This window comes from Nonomuraea sp. NPDC049714, assembly GCF_044465295.1.
Classification (GTDB): Bacteria; Actinomycetota; Actinomycetes; order Streptosporangiales; family Streptosporangiaceae; genus Nonomuraea.
Genome location: NZ_JBITLM010000001.1, coordinates 984265 through 1003199 on the forward strand (window position 1 = coordinate 984265; position 18935 = coordinate 1003199).

General features: G+C 71.1%; 19 protein-coding genes. 12 read left to right on the top strand and 7 right to left on the bottom strand.

Going from position 1 to position 18935, the window contains the following annotated elements:
* The first annotated feature begins 15 nt into the window (after positions 1 to 15).
* From ACIBQX_RS04725 to ACIBQX_RS04770, 10 genes are all read left to right on the top strand, one after another.
* A complete protein-coding gene (locus ACIBQX_RS04725; RefSeq protein WP_397000604.1) occupies positions 16 to 1422 on the top strand; it encodes an aminopeptidase P family protein in 1407 nt (468 codons plus the stop codon).
* Positions 1423 to 1526: 104 nt separating this feature from the next.
* Positions 1527 to 3065 carry an alpha/beta hydrolase gene (locus tag ACIBQX_RS04730; RefSeq protein ID WP_397000606.1) on the top strand — a complete coding sequence of 513 codons (1539 nt, stop codon included), beginning with the start codon at positions 1527 to 1529 and terminating at the stop codon, positions 3063 to 3065.
* Positions 3066 to 3185: 120 nt separating this feature from the next.
* Positions 3186 to 3818, top strand: a complete 633-nt coding sequence (locus ACIBQX_RS04735; protein WP_397000608.1) for a 4'-phosphopantetheinyl transferase family protein — start codon at positions 3186 to 3188, stop codon at positions 3816 to 3818.
* A 9-nt stretch (positions 3819 to 3827) separates the two neighbouring features.
* Positions 3828 to 4004 carry a hypothetical protein gene (locus tag ACIBQX_RS04740; RefSeq protein ID WP_397000610.1) on the top strand — a complete coding sequence of 59 codons (177 nt, stop codon included), beginning with the start codon at positions 3828 to 3830 and terminating at the stop codon, positions 4002 to 4004.
* A 40-nt stretch (positions 4005 to 4044) separates the two neighbouring features.
* Positions 4045 to 4503, top strand: coding sequence for a MarR family winged helix-turn-helix transcriptional regulator (locus ACIBQX_RS04745; protein ID WP_397000612.1), 459 nt, complete (start codon positions 4045 to 4047; stop codon positions 4501 to 4503).
* A gap of 59 nt (positions 4504 to 4562) precedes the next feature.
* On the top strand, positions 4563 to 5216 hold the full coding sequence (locus tag ACIBQX_RS04750; protein ID WP_397000614.1) for an LppX_LprAFG lipoprotein: 654 nt from the start codon (positions 4563 to 4565) through the stop codon (positions 5214 to 5216).
* Positions 5213 to 6742 carry an MFS transporter gene (locus ACIBQX_RS04755; protein ID WP_397000616.1) on the top strand — a complete coding sequence of 510 codons (1530 nt, stop codon included), beginning with the start codon at positions 5213 to 5215 and terminating at the stop codon, positions 6740 to 6742. Before ACIBQX_RS04750 ends, ACIBQX_RS04755 begins: the two co-directional genes overlap by 4 nt.
* Before the next feature lie 42 nt (positions 6743 to 6784).
* The gene (locus tag ACIBQX_RS04760) at positions 6785 to 7879 is read left to right on the top strand and encodes a GNAT family N-acetyltransferase (protein WP_397000618.1); all 1095 of its coding nucleotides are present in this window, start codon (positions 6785 to 6787) and stop codon (positions 7877 to 7879) included.
* A complete protein-coding gene (locus tag ACIBQX_RS04765; protein WP_397000620.1) occupies positions 7876 to 9042 on the top strand; it encodes a DegT/DnrJ/EryC1/StrS family aminotransferase in 1167 nt (388 codons plus the stop codon). Before ACIBQX_RS04760 ends, ACIBQX_RS04765 begins: the two co-directional genes overlap by 4 nt.
* Entirely contained in the window at positions 9032 to 10396 is a 1365-nt protein-coding gene (locus ACIBQX_RS04770; RefSeq protein WP_397000622.1) for a lipopolysaccharide biosynthesis protein, read from the top strand. The genes ACIBQX_RS04765 and ACIBQX_RS04770 overlap by 11 nt, the downstream gene beginning before the upstream one ends.
* Positions 10397 to 10446: 50 nt before the next feature.
* Here ACIBQX_RS04770 and aspS read toward each other — a convergent pair whose 3' ends face one another.
* From aspS to ACIBQX_RS04795, 5 genes are all read right to left on the bottom strand, one after another.
* Positions 10447 to 11712 (bottom strand): aspartate--tRNA(Asn) ligase, encoded by a 1266-nt coding sequence (gene aspS / locus ACIBQX_RS04775; RefSeq protein ID WP_397000624.1) that lies wholly within the window; start codon positions 11710 to 11712, stop codon positions 10447 to 10449.
* Between the two features lie 297 nt (positions 11713 to 12009).
* Positions 12010 to 13404, bottom strand: coding sequence for a ribosome biogenesis GTPase Der (gene der, locus ACIBQX_RS04780; RefSeq protein ID WP_397000626.1), 1395 nt, complete (start codon positions 13402 to 13404; stop codon positions 12010 to 12012).
* Positions 13405 to 13433: 29 nt separating this feature from the next.
* Entirely contained in the window at positions 13434 to 14090 is a 657-nt protein-coding gene (gene cmk / locus ACIBQX_RS04785) for a (d)CMP kinase (protein ID WP_397000628.1), read from the bottom strand.
* Positions 14091 to 14143: 53 nt separating this feature from the next.
* Positions 14144 to 15502 carry a carotenoid oxygenase family protein gene (locus ACIBQX_RS04790; protein ID WP_397000630.1) on the bottom strand — a complete coding sequence of 453 codons (1359 nt, stop codon included), beginning with the start codon at positions 15500 to 15502 and terminating at the stop codon, positions 14144 to 14146.
* Positions 15502 to 16131: a TetR/AcrR family transcriptional regulator gene (locus ACIBQX_RS04795; protein WP_397000632.1), complete on the bottom strand. Its 630-nt coding sequence runs from the start codon at positions 16129 to 16131 to the stop codon at positions 15502 to 15504. The genes ACIBQX_RS04790 and ACIBQX_RS04795 overlap by 1 nt, the downstream gene beginning before the upstream one ends.
* Positions 16132 to 16264: 133 nt before the next feature.
* Between ACIBQX_RS04795 and ACIBQX_RS04800 the strand changes: the two genes are divergently transcribed.
* Positions 16265 to 17119, top strand: coding sequence for a glycosyltransferase family 2 protein (locus ACIBQX_RS04800; RefSeq protein WP_397001542.1), 855 nt, complete (start codon positions 16265 to 16267; stop codon positions 17117 to 17119).
* A gap of 21 nt (positions 17120 to 17140) precedes the next feature.
* Positions 17141 to 17335: a DUF2795 domain-containing protein gene (locus tag ACIBQX_RS04805; protein ID WP_397000634.1), complete on the top strand. Its 195-nt coding sequence runs from the start codon at positions 17141 to 17143 to the stop codon at positions 17333 to 17335.
* A gap of 101 nt (positions 17336 to 17436) precedes the next feature.
* On the opposite strand, the gene ACIBQX_RS04810 is transcribed toward ACIBQX_RS04805, so the two are convergent.
* Together ACIBQX_RS04810 and aroH are read right to left on the bottom strand one after the other, a co-directional pair.
* On the bottom strand, positions 17437 to 18531 hold the full coding sequence (locus tag ACIBQX_RS04810) for a prephenate dehydrogenase (protein WP_397000636.1): 1095 nt from the start codon (positions 18529 to 18531) through the stop codon (positions 17437 to 17439).
* Between the two features lie 21 nt (positions 18532 to 18552).
* Positions 18553 to 18912 (bottom strand): chorismate mutase, encoded by a 360-nt coding sequence (aroH, locus tag ACIBQX_RS04815; RefSeq protein WP_189140065.1) that lies wholly within the window; start codon positions 18910 to 18912, stop codon positions 18553 to 18555.
* Positions 18913 to 18935: the final 23 nt, after the last annotated feature.

Consider the following 18935-nt stretch of genomic DNA (forward strand, 5'->3'; position numbering starts at 1 on the left):
CACGCAGGGGCACGTATGACCGAGTCGCTCAACATCGGAAGCCATGATCTGCCCGTCACCGAGGAGCTGGCCGCGTTCATGCGCACGGGGTGGGCCGACACCCGGCGCACCGACGTGGCGGCGCTGGCGGTCGCCCCGTGGGCGGCCAAGCGGCGGGCGGCGCTCGCCGGCCGCTTCCCGGGCGAGCGGCTCGTCGTGCCGTCGGGGACGCTCAAGGCGCGCAGCAACGACGACGACTACCGGTTCCGGCCGCACAGCGCCTACTCCTACCTGACGGGCGCGGGCGAGCCGGGCGACGTGCTCGTCATCGAGCCGTCCGGCGAGGCCCGGCTGTACGTCAGGCCGCGCTCGCCGCGTGAGGAGGGCGAGGAGTTCTACCGCGACCGCCGCTACGGCGAGTTCTGGGTGGGCCGGCGGCCGGATCTGGCCGAGGCGTCGGAGCTCTACCAGGTGGAGTGCGCGCACCTGCGCGAGCTGGATCTGAAGGGCCCGGCCCGGGTGCTGCGCGGGGTGGACCCGTCGGTGGACGCGATGGTGGACGCGGTGGTGGACCCGCGCGGGGGCGACGCCGAGTTCGAGAGCTTCCTGGCGGAGATGCGGCTGGTCAAGGACGAGTGGGAGGTCGGCGAGCTGCAGAAGGCCGTCGACGCCACCGCCCGCGGCTTCGAGGACGTGGTGCGCGCCCTGCCGCAGGCGCTCGGGCATCCGCGTGGCGAGCGTTACGTGGAGGGCGTGTTCGGGCTGCGGTCGCGGCTGGAGGGCAACGCGGTCGGCTACGAGAGCATCGCCGCCTCCGGCGCGCACGCCTGCGTCCTGCACTGGACCCGCAACGACGGCGCCCTGCGCCCGGCCGACCTGCTCCTGCTGGACGCGGGCGTCGAGTCCGACACGCTCTACACCGCCGACGTCACCCGTACGCTCCCGCTGTCGGGCCGCTTCAGCCCGGTGCAGCGGCAGGTGTACGAGCTCGTCCACGCGGCGCAGGAGGCGGCCATCGGCGTGCTCAGGCCCGGCGCCCGCTTCCGTGACTTCCACCTGGCCGCCATGCGCGTCATCTGCGAGGGCCTGCACGAGTGGGGGGTGCTCGCCGACTCGCCCGACGCCCTGATGGAATCGGGCCTCTACCGCCGGTACACGCTCTGCAGCAGCGGCCACATGCTCGGTCTCGACGTGCACGACTGCGCCAGGGCGCGGGCCGAGACCTACCTGGACGGAGTGCTGGAGGAGGGCCAGGTGCTGACCGTCGAGCCCGGCCTCTACCTGCAGCCGGACGACCTCACACTGCCGGCGGAGCTCCGCGGGATCGGTGTGCGCATCGAGGACGACCTGGTGATCACGGCCGACGGCGCCCGGCTGATGTCCTCGGCACTCCCTCGCCACCCGGACGAGGTGGAGACCTGGATGTCGGCCCTCCTTCGCTGAGCGCGGAATGATACCTGAGTATGACTCCGGGTTTGGTCCCGGAGTCTGATGCTCCGGTCAGGGATCCAGGTGATGATCAGGGTTCCCGACGATTGGATTTCGCCGTGCGAAACCCTGTCCTGATCCTGGCCTCCTTACTCACCGTGCTCTTCCCCCTGCTCGCCCCGACCCCGGCGGCCGCCGCCGGCGCCCGCGCCATCACCTGGGCGCCGTGTGCCGAGGACACCACCGCGGAGTGCGGCACGCTCACCGTTCCCGTCGACTGGAAGAACCCCCGGGGCGAGACGTTCGAGCTGGCCGTGGCGCGGCGCGAGGCGACCGATCCGAGCGCCCGGATCGGCTCGCTGGTGATCAACCCCGGCGGGCCGGGCGGCTCCGGGGTGACCGCGGTGCTGCAGGGCGGCGCCTTCAGCCCGGAGCTCACCCGCCGCTTCGACCTCGTCGGCTTCGACCCGCGCGGCGTGGCGCGCAGCCATCCGATCCAGTGCTCGATGGACCTCTTCCGCCAGGCGCCCGATCCGTTCTCGATCGACGGCCGGGCCGATTTCGAGGCGCTGCTCGCCCACAACGAGCGCTACCGGCAGGACTGCCGTGCCCGCACCGGGCCGCTGTTCGACCACGTCGACACCGGCAGCGTGGTCCGTGACCTGGACGCGCTGCGGGCCGCGCTGGGCGACGACAAGCTCACCTACTACGGCATCTCCTACGGCACCCTCATCGGGCAGCTCTACGCCGAGCGGTTCCCCGAGCGGGTCCGCGCGCTGACGCTCGACAGCAACATGGACCACAGCCTCGGCACCCGGGCCTTTCTGGACACCGAGTCCTGGACGGTGCAGGACTCCTTCGACGAGTTCGTCGCCTGGTGCGACCGGACCGAGTCGTGCGCGCTGCACGGCGCGGACGTCCGCGCCCGCTGGGCCGGCCTGCTGGCGCGGGCCGAGCGGGGCGAGCTGACCTTCCCGGGCGAGCCGGACCAGAAGCTGACCAAGATCGGGCTCATCTCGCAGGCGTTCGGCGCGTTCTACGGCCCCGCTTTCAAGGAACTGGCCGAGTTCCTGGCGGCGCTGGACAGCGGCGAGCCGGCGCGGGCCATCCTGACGCCGCTCGCCGCGCAGGCGCAGGACGTGCTCCACGATCCCACGCAGATCTTCTGCCAGGACTACCTGCTGCCCGTCCGCGACCACCGGGAGTACGCCCGCCATCTGCGCAGGTCGGCGGCGATCGCGCCGGACATGCTGGTCAGTGTGCTGGCGCAGGGGATGGTGGCCACCTGTCTGGGACAGCCGGCGCCGATCCCCAACCCGCAGCACCGGCTGCGCGTGCACGGCACCCCCACGCTGCTGCTGGGCAACTCCCTGCACGATCCGGCCACCGCGTACCCATGGGCGGTCAGCACGGCGCGGCAGATCGGGCGCGAGGCCAGGCTGCTCACCTATGAGGGCTGGGGACACGGCATCTACGGCCAGGGCGAGTGCCCGACGGCGGCGATCGACGCCTACCTGATCTCCGGGGCGCTGCCCGCCGAGGGCGCCAGGTGCCCTGCGGTCGCGCCCGCCGACGCCGGGACTCTTCGCTCCCGGCTCCAGCCGCCCACCGGCCCCCTTCCCGGGCTGCCCGGCTACACGTACAACCTGACCGGGTAGACGGTCCGGCGGTGTGCCTTCCCGCTCCGGCCGCGGGCGACGGGGGCGTCGCGCGGTGTACCTTTCCGACGGGTACGCGTGCCCGCCTCCCCGCTCGGCGAGCAGAAGGAGTGACCGTCCGTGACGAACACCCCCATGACCGGCGCCGTGGTGGGCCCGGTGGCGATGGGCGGGCGGCCCGAGGAGGTGCACGCGCCCGAGGAGTGGCTGACCGAGGTGGAGCGTGAGCGGGCCGCGACCTTCAGGTTCGACGCCGACCGCCTCTCGTTCACCGCCGCCCACCTGCTGGTGCGGATCTGCGCCGCGGCGGTGCTCGGCGTCCGGGCCGATGAGCTGACGCTGCTGCAGCACTGCGACACCCACGGCCCGGGGCACGGCAGGCCGTACCTTGAGCAGGCTCCGAGCCTGGGCGTGAGCTTCAGCCACACGCGCGGCTACGTGTGCGCGGCGGCCGGGCACGGCCGGGTGGGGGTGGACGCGGAGCGGATCCCGGCGGGGCCGCTCGACGAGACGCTGGCCCGCATGGCGCTGACGCCGCGCGAGCGGGCCGGGGTCACCGGCAACGACGAGCTGATCCGGCTCTGGACGCGTAAGGAGGCGCTGATCAAACGCGGTGAGCTGTCCCTGGACCGGATGGGCGCCGCCGACCAGGACTGGACGGGCCGGCATCTGCTGGAGTGGCGCGCGGAGCCGGACATATTAGTGGCCGTTGTCACCGACGCGGAAGCCGGCCGGTTGCCGATCAGTGGATAATCTGGATACATGTTCTACCGTAAGCCTCTCGAAGAGCGCATCGCCGACCGTGTGGCCGCGCGCAAGCCGCTCGAAGAGGGAAAGACGTTCGAACATGGCCCGGCCAAGTTCGTGTTCGTCTCGCTTCTGGTCGCCGTCGTTCTCATGCACGTGGTGGGTGTGGCGATCGTCATGGCCTTCAGCTAGCCGAGCCGTTGGTTACTCTACGTACGCTAGATTGGCAATCATGAGCGCGCCTCGCTGGCTTTCCCCCGCCGAGCAGCGTGCCTGGCGCACCCACCTGGCCCTGCACAAGCTTCTGATGCACCGCCTGGACCGGGAGCTGCAGGAGCACGCCCTGTCCCTGAACGACTACGAAATCCTGGTCAACCTCTCGGAGAGTCCTGACCGGCGGATGCGGATGAGCGACCTGGCCGACGCGACGATCCAGTCACGCAGCCGCCTGTCCCACCAGATCTCCCGCATGGAGGCCAAGGGCATGGTCACCCGGGAGGGCTGTCCGGACGACCGGCGCGGGACCTTCGCGGTGCTCACCGACGAAGGGTGGGCGACCATCCAGCGGGTGGCCCCCGTGCACGTGACCGGCGTCCGCGAGCACTTCGTGGACCGGCTCACCGACGAGCAGCTCGAAGAGCTGGTCAACGCCTACGACCCGATCGTCGAGCACCTGAAGAAGCTGCGCTGACACTCAACCGATATCGGCGACGGCGCGCGGCGTTTCCGCACGCTCGCTACGATCCGCTCATGCTCAGAAAGCTCCTCGCCTACGCTCTCGTCTTCGCCGTGCTCTCCGCCTGCTCCTCAGGCGGCGGCGAGGAGCTGCCCGCCGGGCCCGACCTGATGAAGAAGGCGGCCGAGGCGATGAAGACCGTCAAGTCGGCCACCTTCTCGATCGCCACCGAGGGCAAGCCGAACGTGCCGGTCAAGAAGGCCGACGGCCGGCTCACCGCGGCGGGCGACGCCGACGGCACGATCACGCTGGACGTGCTGGGCAGCCTGCAGGAGGTGTCCTTCGCGCTGATCGGCGACACCGTGCACTTCAAGGGGCCGACCGGCGGCTTCCAGAAGATGACCAGGCAGCAGCTCGCCCAGCTCTACGACCCCTCGCTGATCCTCGACCCGGCCAAGGGCATCGCGCAGCTCCTGACCTCGGCGGCGGAGGCCAGCGTCGAGGCCGAGGAGAGCGGCGCCTACCGGGTGGCCACCACCTTCTCCGCGCAGACGCTCGGCACGCTGGTGCCGGGTGTCACGCAGGCCGTGAACGGCAAGGTCTGGGTCGACAAGGCCACCAGCCGGCTCACCAAGATCGAGCTGCCGCTGCAGAACGGCGGGGTGACGGTGTCGTTGAGCGACTACGACGCGCCGGTGACGGTCACACCGCCTCCCACCGCCGGATGAAGGGCGCCCGCCGGGTCGCGCTCGGCGTGGGCGGCGCGGTGGTGCTCCTCGCCGCGCTCGACGCCTACGTGGTCGTGACCGTCCTCATCGACATCGCCGCCGATGTCGGCATCCCCCTGAACCGCCTGGAGCGGGCCACGCCCGTGGTCACGGGCTTTCTCCTGGGGTACGTCGCGGCGATGCCGCTGCTCGGCCGGTTGTCGGACCGCTACGGCCGGCGGCCGCTGATCCACGCCTGCCTGGCGGCGTTCGCCGCGGGTTCGGTGCTGACGGCGCTGGCCACCGGCGAGGTGGCGGTGGTGGCGGGCCGTACCGTCCAGGGGGTGGCCGGTGGCGCGCTGCTGCCGATCACCATGGCGCTCATCGGCGACCTGTGGGGCGAGCGGGAGCGTCCGCTGGCCCTGGGCGCGGTGGGCGCGGCGCAGGAGCTGGGCAGCGCGCTGGGCCCCATCTACGGTGGGGTGCTGGCGCTGATCCCGAGCGCGCCGGTGTTCGGGGTGGAGCTGGGCGGCTGGCACGCCATCTTCTGGATCAACCTGCCGCTGGCGCTCGCCGCGGCGCTGGCCGTCCAGTTCGGCATCCCCAAGGCTCCGGTGCGGACCGAGCGGGCGGCGGGCGGGATCGACGGCGTCGGCGGCGCGCTGCTCGCCCTGGCGCTCGGGCTTCTCGTCGTCGGCCTCTACAATCCCGATCCCGCCAAGGCGATCCTGCCGCCCTGGGGGGTGCCCGTCATCGCGGCCGGGGTCCTGGTGGCGGTGGCGTTCGTGTGGTGGGAGATCCGCTCCCCCGTACGCCTGCTCGACCTGACGGACGTCCGGAGAGGGCCGCTGCTGGCCGCGCTCGGCGTGAGCTTCCTGACCGGCGCGGCGCTGCTGGTGACGATGGTGTTCGTGCAGTTCACCGCCCAGACGCTGCTGGGGATGGAGGCGCTGGAGGGGTCGCTCGTGCTGGGCAGGTTCCTCATCGCGCTGCCGGTGGGCGCGCTGCTGGGCGGCCTGCTGACCCGCCGCTTCGGCGACCGGGTCGTCACGGTGGCGGGCATGCTCGTGGCGGCCGCCGGTTACGCCCTGATGAGCCGCTGGCCGCTGGATCTCGCCGGTGCCCGGCTCATGATGGACGTCGAGCTGGTGGTGGCCGGGCTCGGTGTGGGCCTGGTGATCGCGCCGGTGTCGGCGGCGGTGCTGCGGGTGACTCCGGCCGCGCAGCACGGGGTGGCCTCGGCGGCGGTCGTGGTGGCCAGGATGATGGGGATGCTGATCGGCATCGCCGCGGTGTCGGCGTGGGGGTTCTACCGTTTTCAGTCGCTGACCGCGCATCTCGACACCCCGGTGCCGTTCGGCGTCGAGCCGGCCGTCTTCGCCGAGCGGCTGGCCGACTACACGGCCAAGGTGCGGGCCGCGTTACACGTCGAATACACCGAGATGTTTTTGATCACGGCGGTCCTCTGCCTTCTGGGAGCGGGTGTGGCCATGTTCATCAGCGGACGGTGGCCGGAAACCCAAACCCAGTCACATTTAAATCGGTAAAATCACTCGTTTCCCTTTTGGTCAAGATTCCGAAGGAGTGAGATGCCGGAATTCGTCGCGATCCGTCCACCTGAGCTGAGCGCCGCGGACATTGACGCGTGGCGGGCGATGCAACGTGCCCAGCCACACCTGGCCAACCCGTTCCTCAGCCCCGACTTCACCCTCGCCATGGGCGAGGTCAGCGATCGGGTGCGGGTCCTCATCGTGCGCGACGAGGCGGGCATCGCCGGTTTTCTGCCCTACGAGCACGGCTCCGGCGGCGTGGGCGCGGCCGTGGGCGCGTGGGTGTCGCTCTCCCAGGGCGTGATCCACCGTCCGGGGGCCGACTTCGATGCGGACGAGCTGTTGAAGGCCTGCGGGTTGCACGTCTGGGAGTTCGGCTGTCTGGTGGAGCGGCAACCGTGGTTCGCCCCTTACACCAGGCAAAGCCTTGAGGCGACCATACTCGACCTGAGCGACGGTTACCCGGCCTACGAGAAGGAGTTGAAGGTCAGGTCCCCGAAGTTCCTGAAGAGCACCCAGTACAAAGAGCGCAAGCTCGGCCGCGACGTCGGCGAGGTGACCCACGTCTTCGCGGTCGACTCCGACGAGCAGTTCCGCCTGTTGAGGGAATGGAAGTCCGCCCAGTATCTGCGCATCGGCCGCCCTGACCGCTTCGCCAAGGACTGGGTCGTGCGGCTCGTCGAGCGGCTGCACGCCATCGACTCCCCGGACTTCGGCGGCGTGCTGTCCATGCTGTACGCCGGGGGGCAGCCGGTGGCGGGCCATTTCGGGCTGCGCTCGCACTCGACGCTGATCGGCTGGTTCCCCGCCTACGATCCGGCCTTCTCCAAGTATTCGCCCGGCCTGATCCAGCATCTGCGGATGGCGGAGGACGCGGCCGGCCTGGGCCTGGACGCCCTCGATCTCAGCGTCGGCGCGGGTTACGAGTACAAGAGCGCGCTGGAGAGCCGGACCACGCCGGTGAGCGAGGGCATCGTCCGCCGGCGCACCCTCCGCGCGGGCGTCCACTGGGCGCGCGCCGAGCCGGTGCGCAGGGTGCGGCAGCGGATGCTGGACACCCCGGCCATCTACCGGCTCGCGGACCGGGCGCTCAAGAGCTACGGCCGCATCCGGGCGAAGGGCGAGACGCGATGAAGGTCACCGACCTCGAGTCCGTCATGAGCGAGCGGATCGGCCAGGGGTGCCTGCACGTGCCGTCCGCGCGGTTCGGGCTGTTGCTGGCGCTGCGCCACTGGTTCGCCCCCGGCGACCGGGTGCTGATCGCCCCCACCAACTGCGAGACCGTGCTGTTCATCGCGCTGGCGGCCGGGCTCACGCCGGTGATGGCGCCGGTGTCGTGGCGCGACGGCAACATCGACGTGCCGCGGGTCGACTGGACCGGCCTCGCCGGTGTGATCACCACCCACCTGTACGGCCAGCCCGACCGGGTGGTCGAGCTGCGCGCCGAGTGCGACCGGCGCGGGCTGGTCCTCATCGACGACGCCGCGCACGCCTTCCAGACCGTGGCCGGCGGGCGCCGGGCGGGCCTGCACGGGCAGGCGGGCGTCTTCAGTCTGGCCAAGCACGGGCGGGCGATGTCCGGTGGCTTCCTCACCGCCGCCGACCCCGGCGCGCTGTCCGAGCTGGCCGCGGCGCGTGCGGAGCTCCTGCTGCCCGGCGGGGCCAGGCTCGGCGCCGTGCTCCGGCCGGTGATCCGCGAGACGATCTATCGCACCGGGCTGGTCCGGCCGGTCTGGCACGCGCTCAAGCGGCTCGGCCTGGTCACCTGGACAGGGCACCGCTACCCTACGACGGTGGCGGAGGTGACCAAGGCGTCCGGTGACCTCGCGGCGATGGACCCGTGGCTCCGCATCGACCTGGACGACTGGCGGATGCGCGCCGGGACGGCGCTCCTGCGCTTCCAGCGCTCCCGGATGAGGACGATCGACCGCGAGCGCGACAGAAGCATGGCCGGGGTCGAGCTCCTGCGCGCGACGCCCTGGGCGGCGCAGGGAGTCCGCGAGGCGCCGGTCCAGCCGCTCCTGCGGGTGCCGCTGCTCGTCGCCGACCGGGACGAGGCCGTCACCGCGCTGGAGGGGCAGGGCGTGGTGCCCGGCTTCATCTACGACCCGCCGCTGGACGATTACCTCTCCATGATTCCCCAAGGCCCCACACCTGAGATCGCACGCTGGTGGACGAGCCACGTGCTGCCCGCCGACCCGCTCGACGCCGCCCGCATGGTGCGACTGCTGAAGCGGCTCGGTGTGCGGCCGCTCGATCGGCCCGCGCCGGAAGGACCCTCACCCCATGGTCGGTAACACCCCCGAGATGGCCAGTGACACACCGCCGCAGACCGCCCCCGCCCCCAAGGCAGGGCTCGGCCTGGTGCGCAGGCTGCGGACCGACCTGCGCAATCCGCTCTTCCTGCAGGGCTACGCGCTGATGGCCAACACGGCCGTCACGGCCGTGCTGGGCCTGGGCTACTGGTTCCTGGCCGTACGTCTCTACAGCCCCGCCGCGTTCGGCGAGGGCCAGCTGATGATCACCGCGATGCGACTGTTCTCCTCACTGGTCGGGCTGGCCTTCGTCGGCGTCATGGCCAGGTTCATCCCGATCTCGGGGCGCGGCACCGGGAGACTGATCCTGCGCGGCTACGGAGTCGCCGGGGTCACCGCGGTGGCGGCGGCGCTGGTTTTCCTGCTGACCCTGCCCCTGTGGGGGCCGGCGTACGCGGAGCTGGCCGGTCTGCTGCCCGCGCTGTTCTTCCTCGCCTCGGTGCTCGTCTGGACGATCTTCACCCTCCAGGACGTGGTGCTGGCCGGGCTGCGCCAGGCCGTCTGGGTGCCGGTGAACAGCACCCTGTTCGGCCTGCTGAAGATGGGCCTGCTGGTGGCACTGGCGTTCGCGCTGCCCCAGGGCGGGCTGTTCGGCGGGATCTTCGTGTCTTGGATCGTTCCCACCGCGGCGGCGCTGATCCCGGTCAGCTGGCTGATCTTCCGGCGGGCGATTCCCCAGCATGTGAGCAGGACCGGCGCGAACACCGTCCCGCCGGGGCTGCGCGAGATCGGCCGGTTCGTGGCCGGCGACTTCTCCGGCACCCTGTCCACGCTCCTGGTCCTGTATCTGGTGCCCGTCATGGTCGGCGCCTGGCTGAACGACCCCGAGCTGTTCGGCTACTTCTCGGTGACCCACACGCTCGGCTGCATGATGGGGCTGCTGGCGGCGAACATGGCGGTCTCGCTGACGGTCGAGGGCTCCCTCGACTCCGCCCGCCTCGCCCAGACCACCCGCAACGCGCTGCGCCGCACCTTCCTCATCGTCGGGCCCATCGTGGCGGTCGTCATCGCGGCGGCCCCGCTGATCCTGCTCATCTTCGGCTCCGAGCTGTCCGAGGCAGGCACCCCGCTGCTGCGCCTGATGGCGCTGGGCGTGCTGCCGATGGCGCTGGTGGAGATCCGGCTGGGCACGCTGCGGGCGCGCAGCGAGGCCAGGAAGCTGGCGATGATCCAGATCGGCATGACGGTGCTCGTGTTCGCCAGCGTCATCGCGCTGTACCCGGTCTTCGGCATCACCGGGGTCGGCTACGGCCTGCTCATCAGCCAGACGGTGACCGGGCTGTGCGTGCTTCCCGGCCTGCGCAAGATCGTGGCGCTCTCCCGTACAGAGTCCTGATCCGCCGCCCCGGGGCGGGCCCGGGGCGGCGGATCGGGCGGGTCAGGCGGTCACGGCGAGAGCCGGTGCAGGTCGCGCGGGAAGGCGGTGGCCTGGCGGATGTTGGCCGCGCCGGTCAGGCGCGCCGTCCAGCGCTCCAGCCCGATGGCGAACCCGCCGTGCGGCGGCATCCCGTACGCGAACGCCTGGAGATAGCCCTCGTACGGCTCGGTGCTCTCACCGCTGTCGGCCAGCGCTTCCAGGTAGTCGCGGTGCCGATGCAGCCGCTGGCCGCCGGTCACCAGCTCCAGCCCGCGAAACAGCAGGTCGAAGCCGTTGGAGTAGCCGGGACGCGCCGGGTCGGGATGAGTGTAGAAGGGCCGCTTGGCCATCGGGTAGCCGGTCACGAACAGGAACTCCGAGCCGTGCTCCTCCAGCGCCCACCGCGACAGCCACCGCTCCTGGGCCGGGGACAGGTCCGGCTCGTCCGCGCCGGTCATCCGCCGCGCCTCGGCGAAGTGCACGGCCGGGATCTCGACGGGCACCTCGGGCAGGGTCAGGCCGAGCGTGGCCACGGCGGAGCCGGCCCGGTCGCGTACCGACTCCAGCATGCCCGCCACCGCCTCGCGCAGCACCGCCATCACCTCGCGGTGGTCGCGCACGAAGCCCAGCTCGGCGTCGAGACTGGTGTACTGGGCCAGGTGGCGGACGGTGTCGTGCGGCTCCGCCCGGAAGACCGGCCCCACCTCGTAGACCCGCTCCAACACCCCGACCATCGCCTGCTTGTAGAACTGCGGCGACTGCGCGAGGTAGGCGGGGCGGCCGAAGTAGTCGATGCCGAAGACGTTCGCGCCGGACTCGGTCGCCGAGGCGACGATCTTCGGGGTGTGGATCTCGGTGAAGCCGAGCCGGTCGAGCACCGCCCGGAAGCCCGCCACACTCGCCGCCGAGATCTCCAGCGGCGCCCTGAGCGCCGGATGCCGCAGGGCGACCGGGGCATGGTCGAGGATCGTCGGCAGCGTGGCCGGCACGACCGGGCGGTAGAGGTCGAAGGGCGGCGCCTCGACCGGCTCGGAGAGCACGTGCAGCTCGGGACCGGTGAGCTCGACGCCGCCCGGCGCCTGCGGGTTGGCCGTCACGGTCCCGGTGACCTCGACGACGCTCTCCTCGGCGGGCAGGTCGCCGCCGTGGAAGACGGCCTGCGCCAGCCCGGCGCGGTCTCGGATCACAAGGAAGGACACGGATTTCAGCAGCCGGCGGCGATGGACCCAACCGGCGATCGTCACTCGTTGCCCGGCGTGCTCAGTGAGCTCCGCCGACAGGACACGAGAGATCATCACAGCTCCTCACGAGGAAGTGCATGACCCCTTGGGAGTGCGGGGGAGAAGGGAACTCCCGGTGCCACCGCACTTTCGCCGCCCGCGAGGGGCGGCCTCCACGACCCGATGACGGGGGTCAGACCGGCGGGGCATTTCCTCCCCGCACTCGGGAGTGTCTTCGCCAGGGGGCGCGGGGCCGCCTTCTCAGCGATCGGCGGCTCTCTCGGCCCGCGCGGCCCCTGGCTACTCGTCTCCGTCTACGCGTTGCCGTGGATGGTAGCCGGACGGGCTCTCCTCAGGCAACGCGATGCGGCGTCAGCGATCCTTTTTCTGCCGCTTCTCCCGGATCTTCATCGTGACCTCGATCGGCGAGCCGGCGAAGCCGAACTCCTCGCGGATCCGGCGCTCGATGAAACGCCGGTAGGTGTCCTCCAGCCAGCCCGAGGTGAACAGCACGAACTTGGGCGGCTCGGTCGACGCCTGCGTGGCGAACAGGATCTTCGGCTGCTTGCCGCTGCGCACGGGCGGCGGCGTCGCGTGCACCAGGTCGGTGAGGAACGCGTTGAGCCTGGACGTCGGCACCCGGGTGGACCAGGAGTCCAGCGCCTTCTCCAGCGCCGGGACGAGCCGGTCCATGTGGCGGCCGGTCAGGGCGGAGATGTTGACGCGCAGCGCCCACGGGGTGCGGACGAGCTGCCTGTCGATCTCCCGTTCGAGGTAGTAGCGGCGGTCCTCGTCGACGAGGTCCCACTTGTTGAAGGCCACCACCATGGCCCTGCCGGACTCGATCACCAGGGTGATGATGCGCAGGTCCTGCTCGGTGAGCGGCTCGCTGGCGTCGATCAGCACGATCGCCACCTCGGAGCGGTCGAGCGCGGCCCTGGTGCGCATGGCGGCGTAGAAGTCGGCGCCCTGCAGCTCACGGTCGCGCCGCCTGATGCCCGCCGTGTCGACGAACCGCCAGGTCTTGTCACCGAGCTCGATCAGCTCGTCGACCGGGTCGCGGGTGGTGCCGGCCATCGGGTCGACCAGCACCCGCTCCTGTCCGGCCAGCTTGTTGAGCAGGGAGGACTTGCCCACGTTGGGCTTGCCGAGCAGCGCCACCCGGGCGGGGCCGCGCTTGTCGCCGAACGTCACCGCCGGCGTCTCCGGCAGCGCTTCGAGCACCACGTCGAGCAGGTCGCCGCTGGAGCGGCCGTGCAGGGCCGAGACGGCGTGCGGCTCGCCGAGGCCGAGCGACCACAGGGCCGCGGCCTCCATCTCGATCTGCTGGTTGTCGACCTTGTTGGCGGTCAGGATGACCGGCTTGCCGGACTGACGCAGGATGGAGCCCACGATCTCGTCGGCGTCGGTGGCGCCCACGGTCGCGTCGACCACGAACACGATCACGTCCGCCAGCTCGGCGGCGATCTGCGCCTGCTCGGCGATGCGCAGGTTCATCCCGGTGGCGTCGGGATCCCAGCCGCCGGTGTCGACGACCGTGAACCGGCGCCCGCGCCAGTTGGCTTCGTAGGTGACGCGGTCGCGGGTCACGCCCGGCACATCCTCGACGACCGCCTCGCGGCGGCCGATGATGCGGTTGACCAGCGTGGACTTGCCGACATTCGGCCGCCCGACGATGGCCACGACCGGCAGCGGAGTGCTGTCGGCCGGTTCTTCGGATACGTCTAGCTCGTCGAGGTCAGCCTCGACCCAATCCCCCGTGGACACGATGTCTCATCCTTATGAGTCCCGCACCCTCAGGTGCGCTCCTTGACCAGTCTCAGCACCTCCGCGATGACCTCTTCGAGGTTGAGCGCGGTGGTGTCGAGCTCGATGGCGCCATCCGCCAGCGAGAGTGGATCTGTCTTGCGTGTCGAGTCCAGCGTGTCGCGGCGGGCCATGGCGGCCTGCTGCGCTTGCGCGGTGGTGCCGGCCAGCTCCGCCGAGCGGCGCTGGGCACGGGCCTCGGCGCTGGCCGTCAGATAGATCTTGACGGACGCGTCCGGGGCGACCACGGAGCCGATGTCGCGGCCTTCGACCACGATGTCACCGGCGCCGATGATCTCCCGCTGGAGCGCGACGAGCCGCGCCCGCACCTGCGGCACCGCCGCCACGACGGAGACCGCGGAGGTCACCTCGTCCTGCCTGATCGGCTCACCCACGTCGACGCCGCCGACCTGGATGGCCGGGGCCTCCGGGTCGGTGCCGGAGACGATCTCGGGCTCGCCGGAGCGGGCCGCGATCGCGGCCGGATCGGTGAGATCGACGCCCTGCCGGAGCATCCACCAGGTCATCGCCCGGTATTGTGCCCCGGTGTCCAGGTAGCGCAGCCCCAGCGCGCGAGCGACTCCGCGCGACGCGCTCGACTTGCCCGACCCCGAAGGGCCGTCCATGGCGACGACCAGACCGGCCACGGTCTCTCCCTCTTCACGTTTTCACCTAACCTGAAGAGGTTACCGCCTCCTGGTCAGTCGCTCACCCAACTGCCGTGGAAGCCGAGCGGCACCCGCGCCGGCAGGTGCACGGTGGCGACCGGCTCGCCTGTGAAGTCCTGCGCCGACAGGATCACCAGATCGGCCGCTCCCCGTGCGGGGTCGTTGACGAAGACCATCACGTAACCGTCGTCCTCGGCCTCGCCCGACTCCACGAACACCGGCTCGCCCACGTAGGCGTCCCGGCCGAACCGCCGCCCCTGCTGGGTGCCCCGCTCCAGGTCGTGCTTGATGAGCGTGTTGTGGAACGCCTCGTCCGGCAGGTCCTCCATGGCCAGGTCCCGCTGATGGAACACCTCGACCAGGTCACGAATCGCGGCGGTGTAGCCGTAGCGGTACGGCCTGCCGGTGAGCCGCTCGTCCATCCGGGGGAACTCCTGCGTCCGGTCGTCCAGCCGGGTCTCGCTCACCCGGCCCGACGTCAGGTCGATCCGCCAGCGGTCCAGCGTGGACGTGCCGCCCGCGTCAAGGTGGCCGTCGACGAAGCGCCGGGGGTAACGCACCACGTCGACCACGACCTGGTCGCCGTCGTCATGGGCGTTGAGTGTGTGGAAGACCCAGCACGGGTTCACCTCGAACCACCGCACCTCGCCGGTCCGGCGGGACAGCAGCCCGAGCCGGGAGGCGTGCTCGTCGTTCCACGCGTACGGCAGCGGCGCGCCCCTTTCGGCGTGCGCCATGCTGAAGGTGACCGGTAGGTCATAGATCACCACGAACCGCTCGGTCAGCGCGAAGTCGTGCATCATGGGCGCGTCCGCGATGGGGATGTTCGTGGTCCGCGTGACGGCGCCCTTGGCGTCGAGCACGATGTGCTGGTGGTGGTCCCACCCGAAGAAGTACGCCATCGCGTGCAGTTCGCCGGTGGCCGGGTCCAGGTGGGTGTGCGCGGTGAGTCCGCCGGGCAGCCCGCCGTCGAAGTCGCACGGGCCGATCGTGTCGAGCTCGTAGGAGAGTTCGTACGGCAGCGCCCCTCCCTCCACGGTTGCGAAAGTGCGGCCGGCCAGGCCGATCACGTGCGTGTTGGGCGCGAAGTCCAAGCCGCTGTGCGTGGGGCCGGGCCTCGGCTCCTCGCCGAGCCGCCGGGCGACCTCGGCGTTGCGCACCCAGCGGTTGCGGTACCACTCGGCGCGGCCGTCGCGCAGCCGCACCCCGTGCACCATGCCCTCGCCCAGGAACAGGTGGGAGGCGTTCGGGTCGTCGAGGCTGAGCGGGTTGGGGCCATTGCGCAGGTAGCGGCCGTTCAGCTCGGCGGGGATGCGGCCGGTGACCTTCAGGTCGAAGGCGGTGATCTCGTCGGTGACGGGGGCGAGGCCGCCTCTGTAGGGCGTTGACATCAGATGGTCCTTTCGTCGTGCGTCAGGAACGGACTGAGCACCGAGTCGCAGAGCAGCCGGTAGCGCTGCTCTGCCTCGGCTCGATCGAAGTAGCCTGCGAGCTCCAGGCTGACCGCGCCGTGCATGGCCATCCAGAGCACGTCGGCGATCTCCACGTCGGAGGGGCCGTGCAGCAGCCCTTCCGCCAGGCAGCGGCGAACTCCGGCCACCAGCAGGTGGAAGGACCTCTTCGCCTCCTGCCGGCCCTCGGGGCTCGGCGTGAAACCGGGCATGCTCCCCCTCCCCTGGAACATCACGCGGTAATAGGCGGGCTGGTCCAGCGCGCAGGCCCGGTAGGTGTCGATGCCGGCCCGCAGGCTCGTCATGGCGTCCGGGCCGTGAAGCGCGGCCAGCAGTCGCCGCTCGAACCTGGCGAATCCTTCCAGCCAGAGCGCCTCGGTCAGCCCGTCCTTGCCGCCGAAGAGCGTGTAGATCACTTTGGTGGAGCAGCCGACCTCGGCGGAGATGCGGCGCACGGTCAGCGCGGCCGGGCCTTCGTCGAGCAGGAGGTGCGTGGCCGCGTCCAGGATCGCGGTCCTGACGACATCCTGGCCCTCGCGCTGGGCTTTCTGGTAAGCGGAGGAGTTCATACGGAAACATCGTTTCTGATCGGTAACGCTGTTACCCTCTCTTTGTACACCTGCTCGGCGCCATCGTCAAACACGAGTAAGCGGGGTGTTCCCGGAAAGGAAGCCAGAGGGCGAGGGAGCAAAGATGACGGATATGCCAGATACAGCAGGCAGGGTGACGGTGGTGGTCGCCACCATGGACCGGGTCCGCGCGCTCCAGCGCTCACTCCCCCACCATCACGGCCCGGTGATCCTGGTCGACAACGGCTCCACGGACGGCACCGTCTGCTTCGTCCGGCGCCACTTCCCGCACGTACGCGTCGTCGAGGCCGGCCGCAACCTCGGCGCGCCCGCCCGCAACCTCGGCGTCGAGCTGGCCGAGACCCCCTACGTCGCCTTCGCCGACGACGACTCCTGGTGGGCCCCCGGTGCGCTGGAGCTGGCCGCCGACCTCCTCGACGCCCACCCACGGCTGGCCGTGCTCGGCGCCCGCGTCCTCGTCGGGGCCGAGCAGCGGCTCGACCCGGTGAGCGAGGAGATGCGGCGCTCACCCCTCGGCGTACGGGACGACCTGCCCGGACCCAGCGTGCTGGGCTTCCTGGCCTGCGGGGCGGTGGTGCGCAGGAAGGCGTTCCTGGAGGCGGGCGGATTCGACGACGTGATCTTCTTCTTCGGCGAAGAGGAGCGCCTGGCCATGGACCTGGCCGCCATGGGCTGGGGGCTCGCCTACGTGGACGACGTGGTGGCGCACCACCACCCGTCGCCGCCCCGCGACCCCGCCGGACGGCAGGCGCTGGCCGTGCGCAACGGCCTGCTCACCGCCGTCCTGCGCCGCCCCTGGCGGGTGGTGGCCCTGCGCTCGCTCGAAGCCCTGCGCCGCGGCCCGCCGGGCTGGCGCGGACTCCGTACGACGGTGCCCCGCCTGACGCAGGCGCTGGCACAGCGCCGGCAGCTCCCGCCCGAGGTCGAGCAGGCGCGACGCACCCTGGAACGCGGTTACGGTACGTGAGCGAATGGGTAACAATCCGTCATGGCTACTGCACCTAACCCAATTCAGCTACAGAAGCACCTCAAGGGTGTCGACTATCCCGCCAGCAAGTCCGACCTGGTGGCGGCGGCCCGCGAGCACGGGGCGGACCAGGACATCATCAAAGCACTGGAGGCCATGCCCGACCGCGAGTACGACGGCCCGAACGCCGTCAGCCAGGCCGTCACCCAGCGCTGAACAGAGAGAAGGCCGAAAGAAGGAAAAGGCGCGGCGCGGGTCGGCGCCGCGCTCCTTCCGTAGTTGCACGGGTGTCGTTGCCCGGTGAACTACACGGCGCGTCAGGGAAGCTGCCAGTCCCGTTCGCGCAGGGCCTGAGCGAGCACCGGAGCGGAGTCCGGCTGCACCGACAGCTCCGCGATGCCGAGCGGCAGGCCGGGCGCGTGCTCCAGGCGCACGTCCTCGACGTTGACCCCGACCTCGTCGCAGATCTGGAAGAGCCTGGCGAGCTGACCAGGACGGTCACCGATGACGACCTGGACGACGACGTAGGCGGGAGCCGGGCCGCCGTGCTTGCCCGGGATGCGGTCGTGGCCCGCGACACCGCGCTTGAGCAGCTGGGTGAGCTCGCCGCGCGCCGTGCCGTCGCCGTCGGCCAGCGCACGCAGCGCCGACGCGGCCTCGGCCAGGTCACGGGAGACCGCCTCCAGCACCTCGGCGACCGGGGCGGCGTTGCCCGACAGGATGCCCAGCCACAGCCCGGGATCGCTGCCCGCGATCCTGGTCACGTCGCGCACCCCCTGCCCCGCCAGGCCGAGCGCGACCTCGGTGGCGTCGGACAGGCGCGCCGCGACCGCCGCCGCCGTCACATGCGGAGCGTGCGAGACGACCGCCACCGCCCTGTCATGATCGACGGCGTCCACCTCGACCGGATTGGCGCCGCACAGCTCGATCAGCCGCAGCACCGCAGCCCTGGCCTCGGCGGACGCCTCGGCCGTCGGGCAGAACGCCCACGGGCGGCCCAGGAACAGGTCCGCGCGGCCCGCGCCGGGCCCGGACTTCTCCCGCCCCGCGAGAGGATGAGAAGCGACATAGCTGGTCAGATCACAGCCGAGCCGGGCGGCGTGCTCGATCGGCTCCGCCTTGACGCTCGCCACGTCGGTGTAGAACCGGGCGACGCCACCCTCCTGCAGCGAAAGCAGCTCGTTGGCGACATGACCCGGCGGCACCGCGATCACCGCGAGGTCGATCGCCTCCGCCTGCCGCTCATCGGGCTGCCACTCCTCCCCCGCGCCGAGCTCCCGCGCCAGCCGGACGGCGCCCTGGTCACGGTCGGCGAGCAGCACCCGCACGCCCTTGCGACGCAGCGCCAGCGCCAGTGAGGTGCCGATGAGACCGGTGCCCACCACCAGAACAGTGCGGAGTTCGGAGGCCATGTCTTCGTCCCGGATCGTTGATTACTGAGCGATGTCCTGACGCAGCGCGACCGCGCCACGCAGGTAAACGTGCTGGATGGCGGCCCGCGGCCGGTCGGTCTCCACATGCGCCATCAGCCGCACCACGCGGGGCAGCGCGCCCGGCACGTCGATCTCGGTGGTGCAGATCAGCGGCACATCGTGGAACCCGAGCTTGCGCGCCGCCAGAGCGGGAAACTCCGCGGTCAGGTCAGGCGTCGCCGTGAACAGCACGCTGATCACGTCGTCCGTGGTGAGCTCGTTACGCGCCATGATCTGGGCGACCAGCTCGGTCGTCCCCTCGATGATCGAGTCACGGTCGTTGGCACCCACCTGGATGGCCCCGCGGATCGCCCTCACCATGCGCTTCGCTCCTTCTATAAGCG

Coding starts and splice junctions, on each gene's coding strand:
- ACIBQX_RS04770 (WP_397000622.1), top strand. CDS start 9,032: ATGGTCGGTAACACCCCCGAGATGGCCAGTGACACACCGCCGCAGACC.
- ACIBQX_RS04790 (WP_397000630.1), bottom strand. CDS start 15,502: ATGTCAACGCCCTACAGAGGCGGCCTCGCCCCCGTCACCGACGAGATC.
- ACIBQX_RS04740 (WP_397000610.1), top strand. CDS start 3,828: ATGTTCTACCGTAAGCCTCTCGAAGAGCGCATCGCCGACCGTGTGGCC.
- ACIBQX_RS04765 (WP_397000620.1), top strand. CDS start 7,876: ATGAAGGTCACCGACCTCGAGTCCGTCATGAGCGAGCGGATCGGCCAG.
- ACIBQX_RS04745 (WP_397000612.1), top strand. CDS start 4,045: ATGAGCGCGCCTCGCTGGCTTTCCCCCGCCGAGCAGCGTGCCTGGCGC.
- ACIBQX_RS04810 (WP_397000636.1), bottom strand. CDS start 18,531: ATGGCCTCCGAACTCCGCACTGTTCTGGTGGTGGGCACCGGTCTCATC.
- aroH (WP_189140065.1), bottom strand. CDS start 18,912: ATGGTGAGGGCGATCCGCGGGGCCATCCAGGTGGGTGCCAACGACCGT.
- ACIBQX_RS04750 (WP_397000614.1), top strand. CDS start 4,563: ATGCTCAGAAAGCTCCTCGCCTACGCTCTCGTCTTCGCCGTGCTCTCC.
- ACIBQX_RS04760 (WP_397000618.1), top strand. CDS start 6,785: ATGCCGGAATTCGTCGCGATCCGTCCACCTGAGCTGAGCGCCGCGGAC.
- ACIBQX_RS04800 (WP_397001542.1), top strand. CDS start 16,265: ATGCCAGATACAGCAGGCAGGGTGACGGTGGTGGTCGCCACCATGGAC.
- ACIBQX_RS04805 (WP_397000634.1), top strand. CDS start 17,141: ATGGCTACTGCACCTAACCCAATTCAGCTACAGAAGCACCTCAAGGGT.
- ACIBQX_RS04795 (WP_397000632.1), bottom strand. CDS start 16,131: ATGAACTCCTCCGCTTACCAGAAAGCCCAGCGCGAGGGCCAGGATGTC.
- aspS (WP_397000624.1), bottom strand. CDS start 11,712: ATGATCTCTCGTGTCCTGTCGGCGGAGCTCACTGAGCACGCCGGGCAA.
- ACIBQX_RS04755 (WP_397000616.1), top strand. CDS start 5,213: ATGAAGGGCGCCCGCCGGGTCGCGCTCGGCGTGGGCGGCGCGGTGGTG.
- ACIBQX_RS04725 (WP_397000604.1), top strand. CDS start 16: ATGACCGAGTCGCTCAACATCGGAAGCCATGATCTGCCCGTCACCGAG.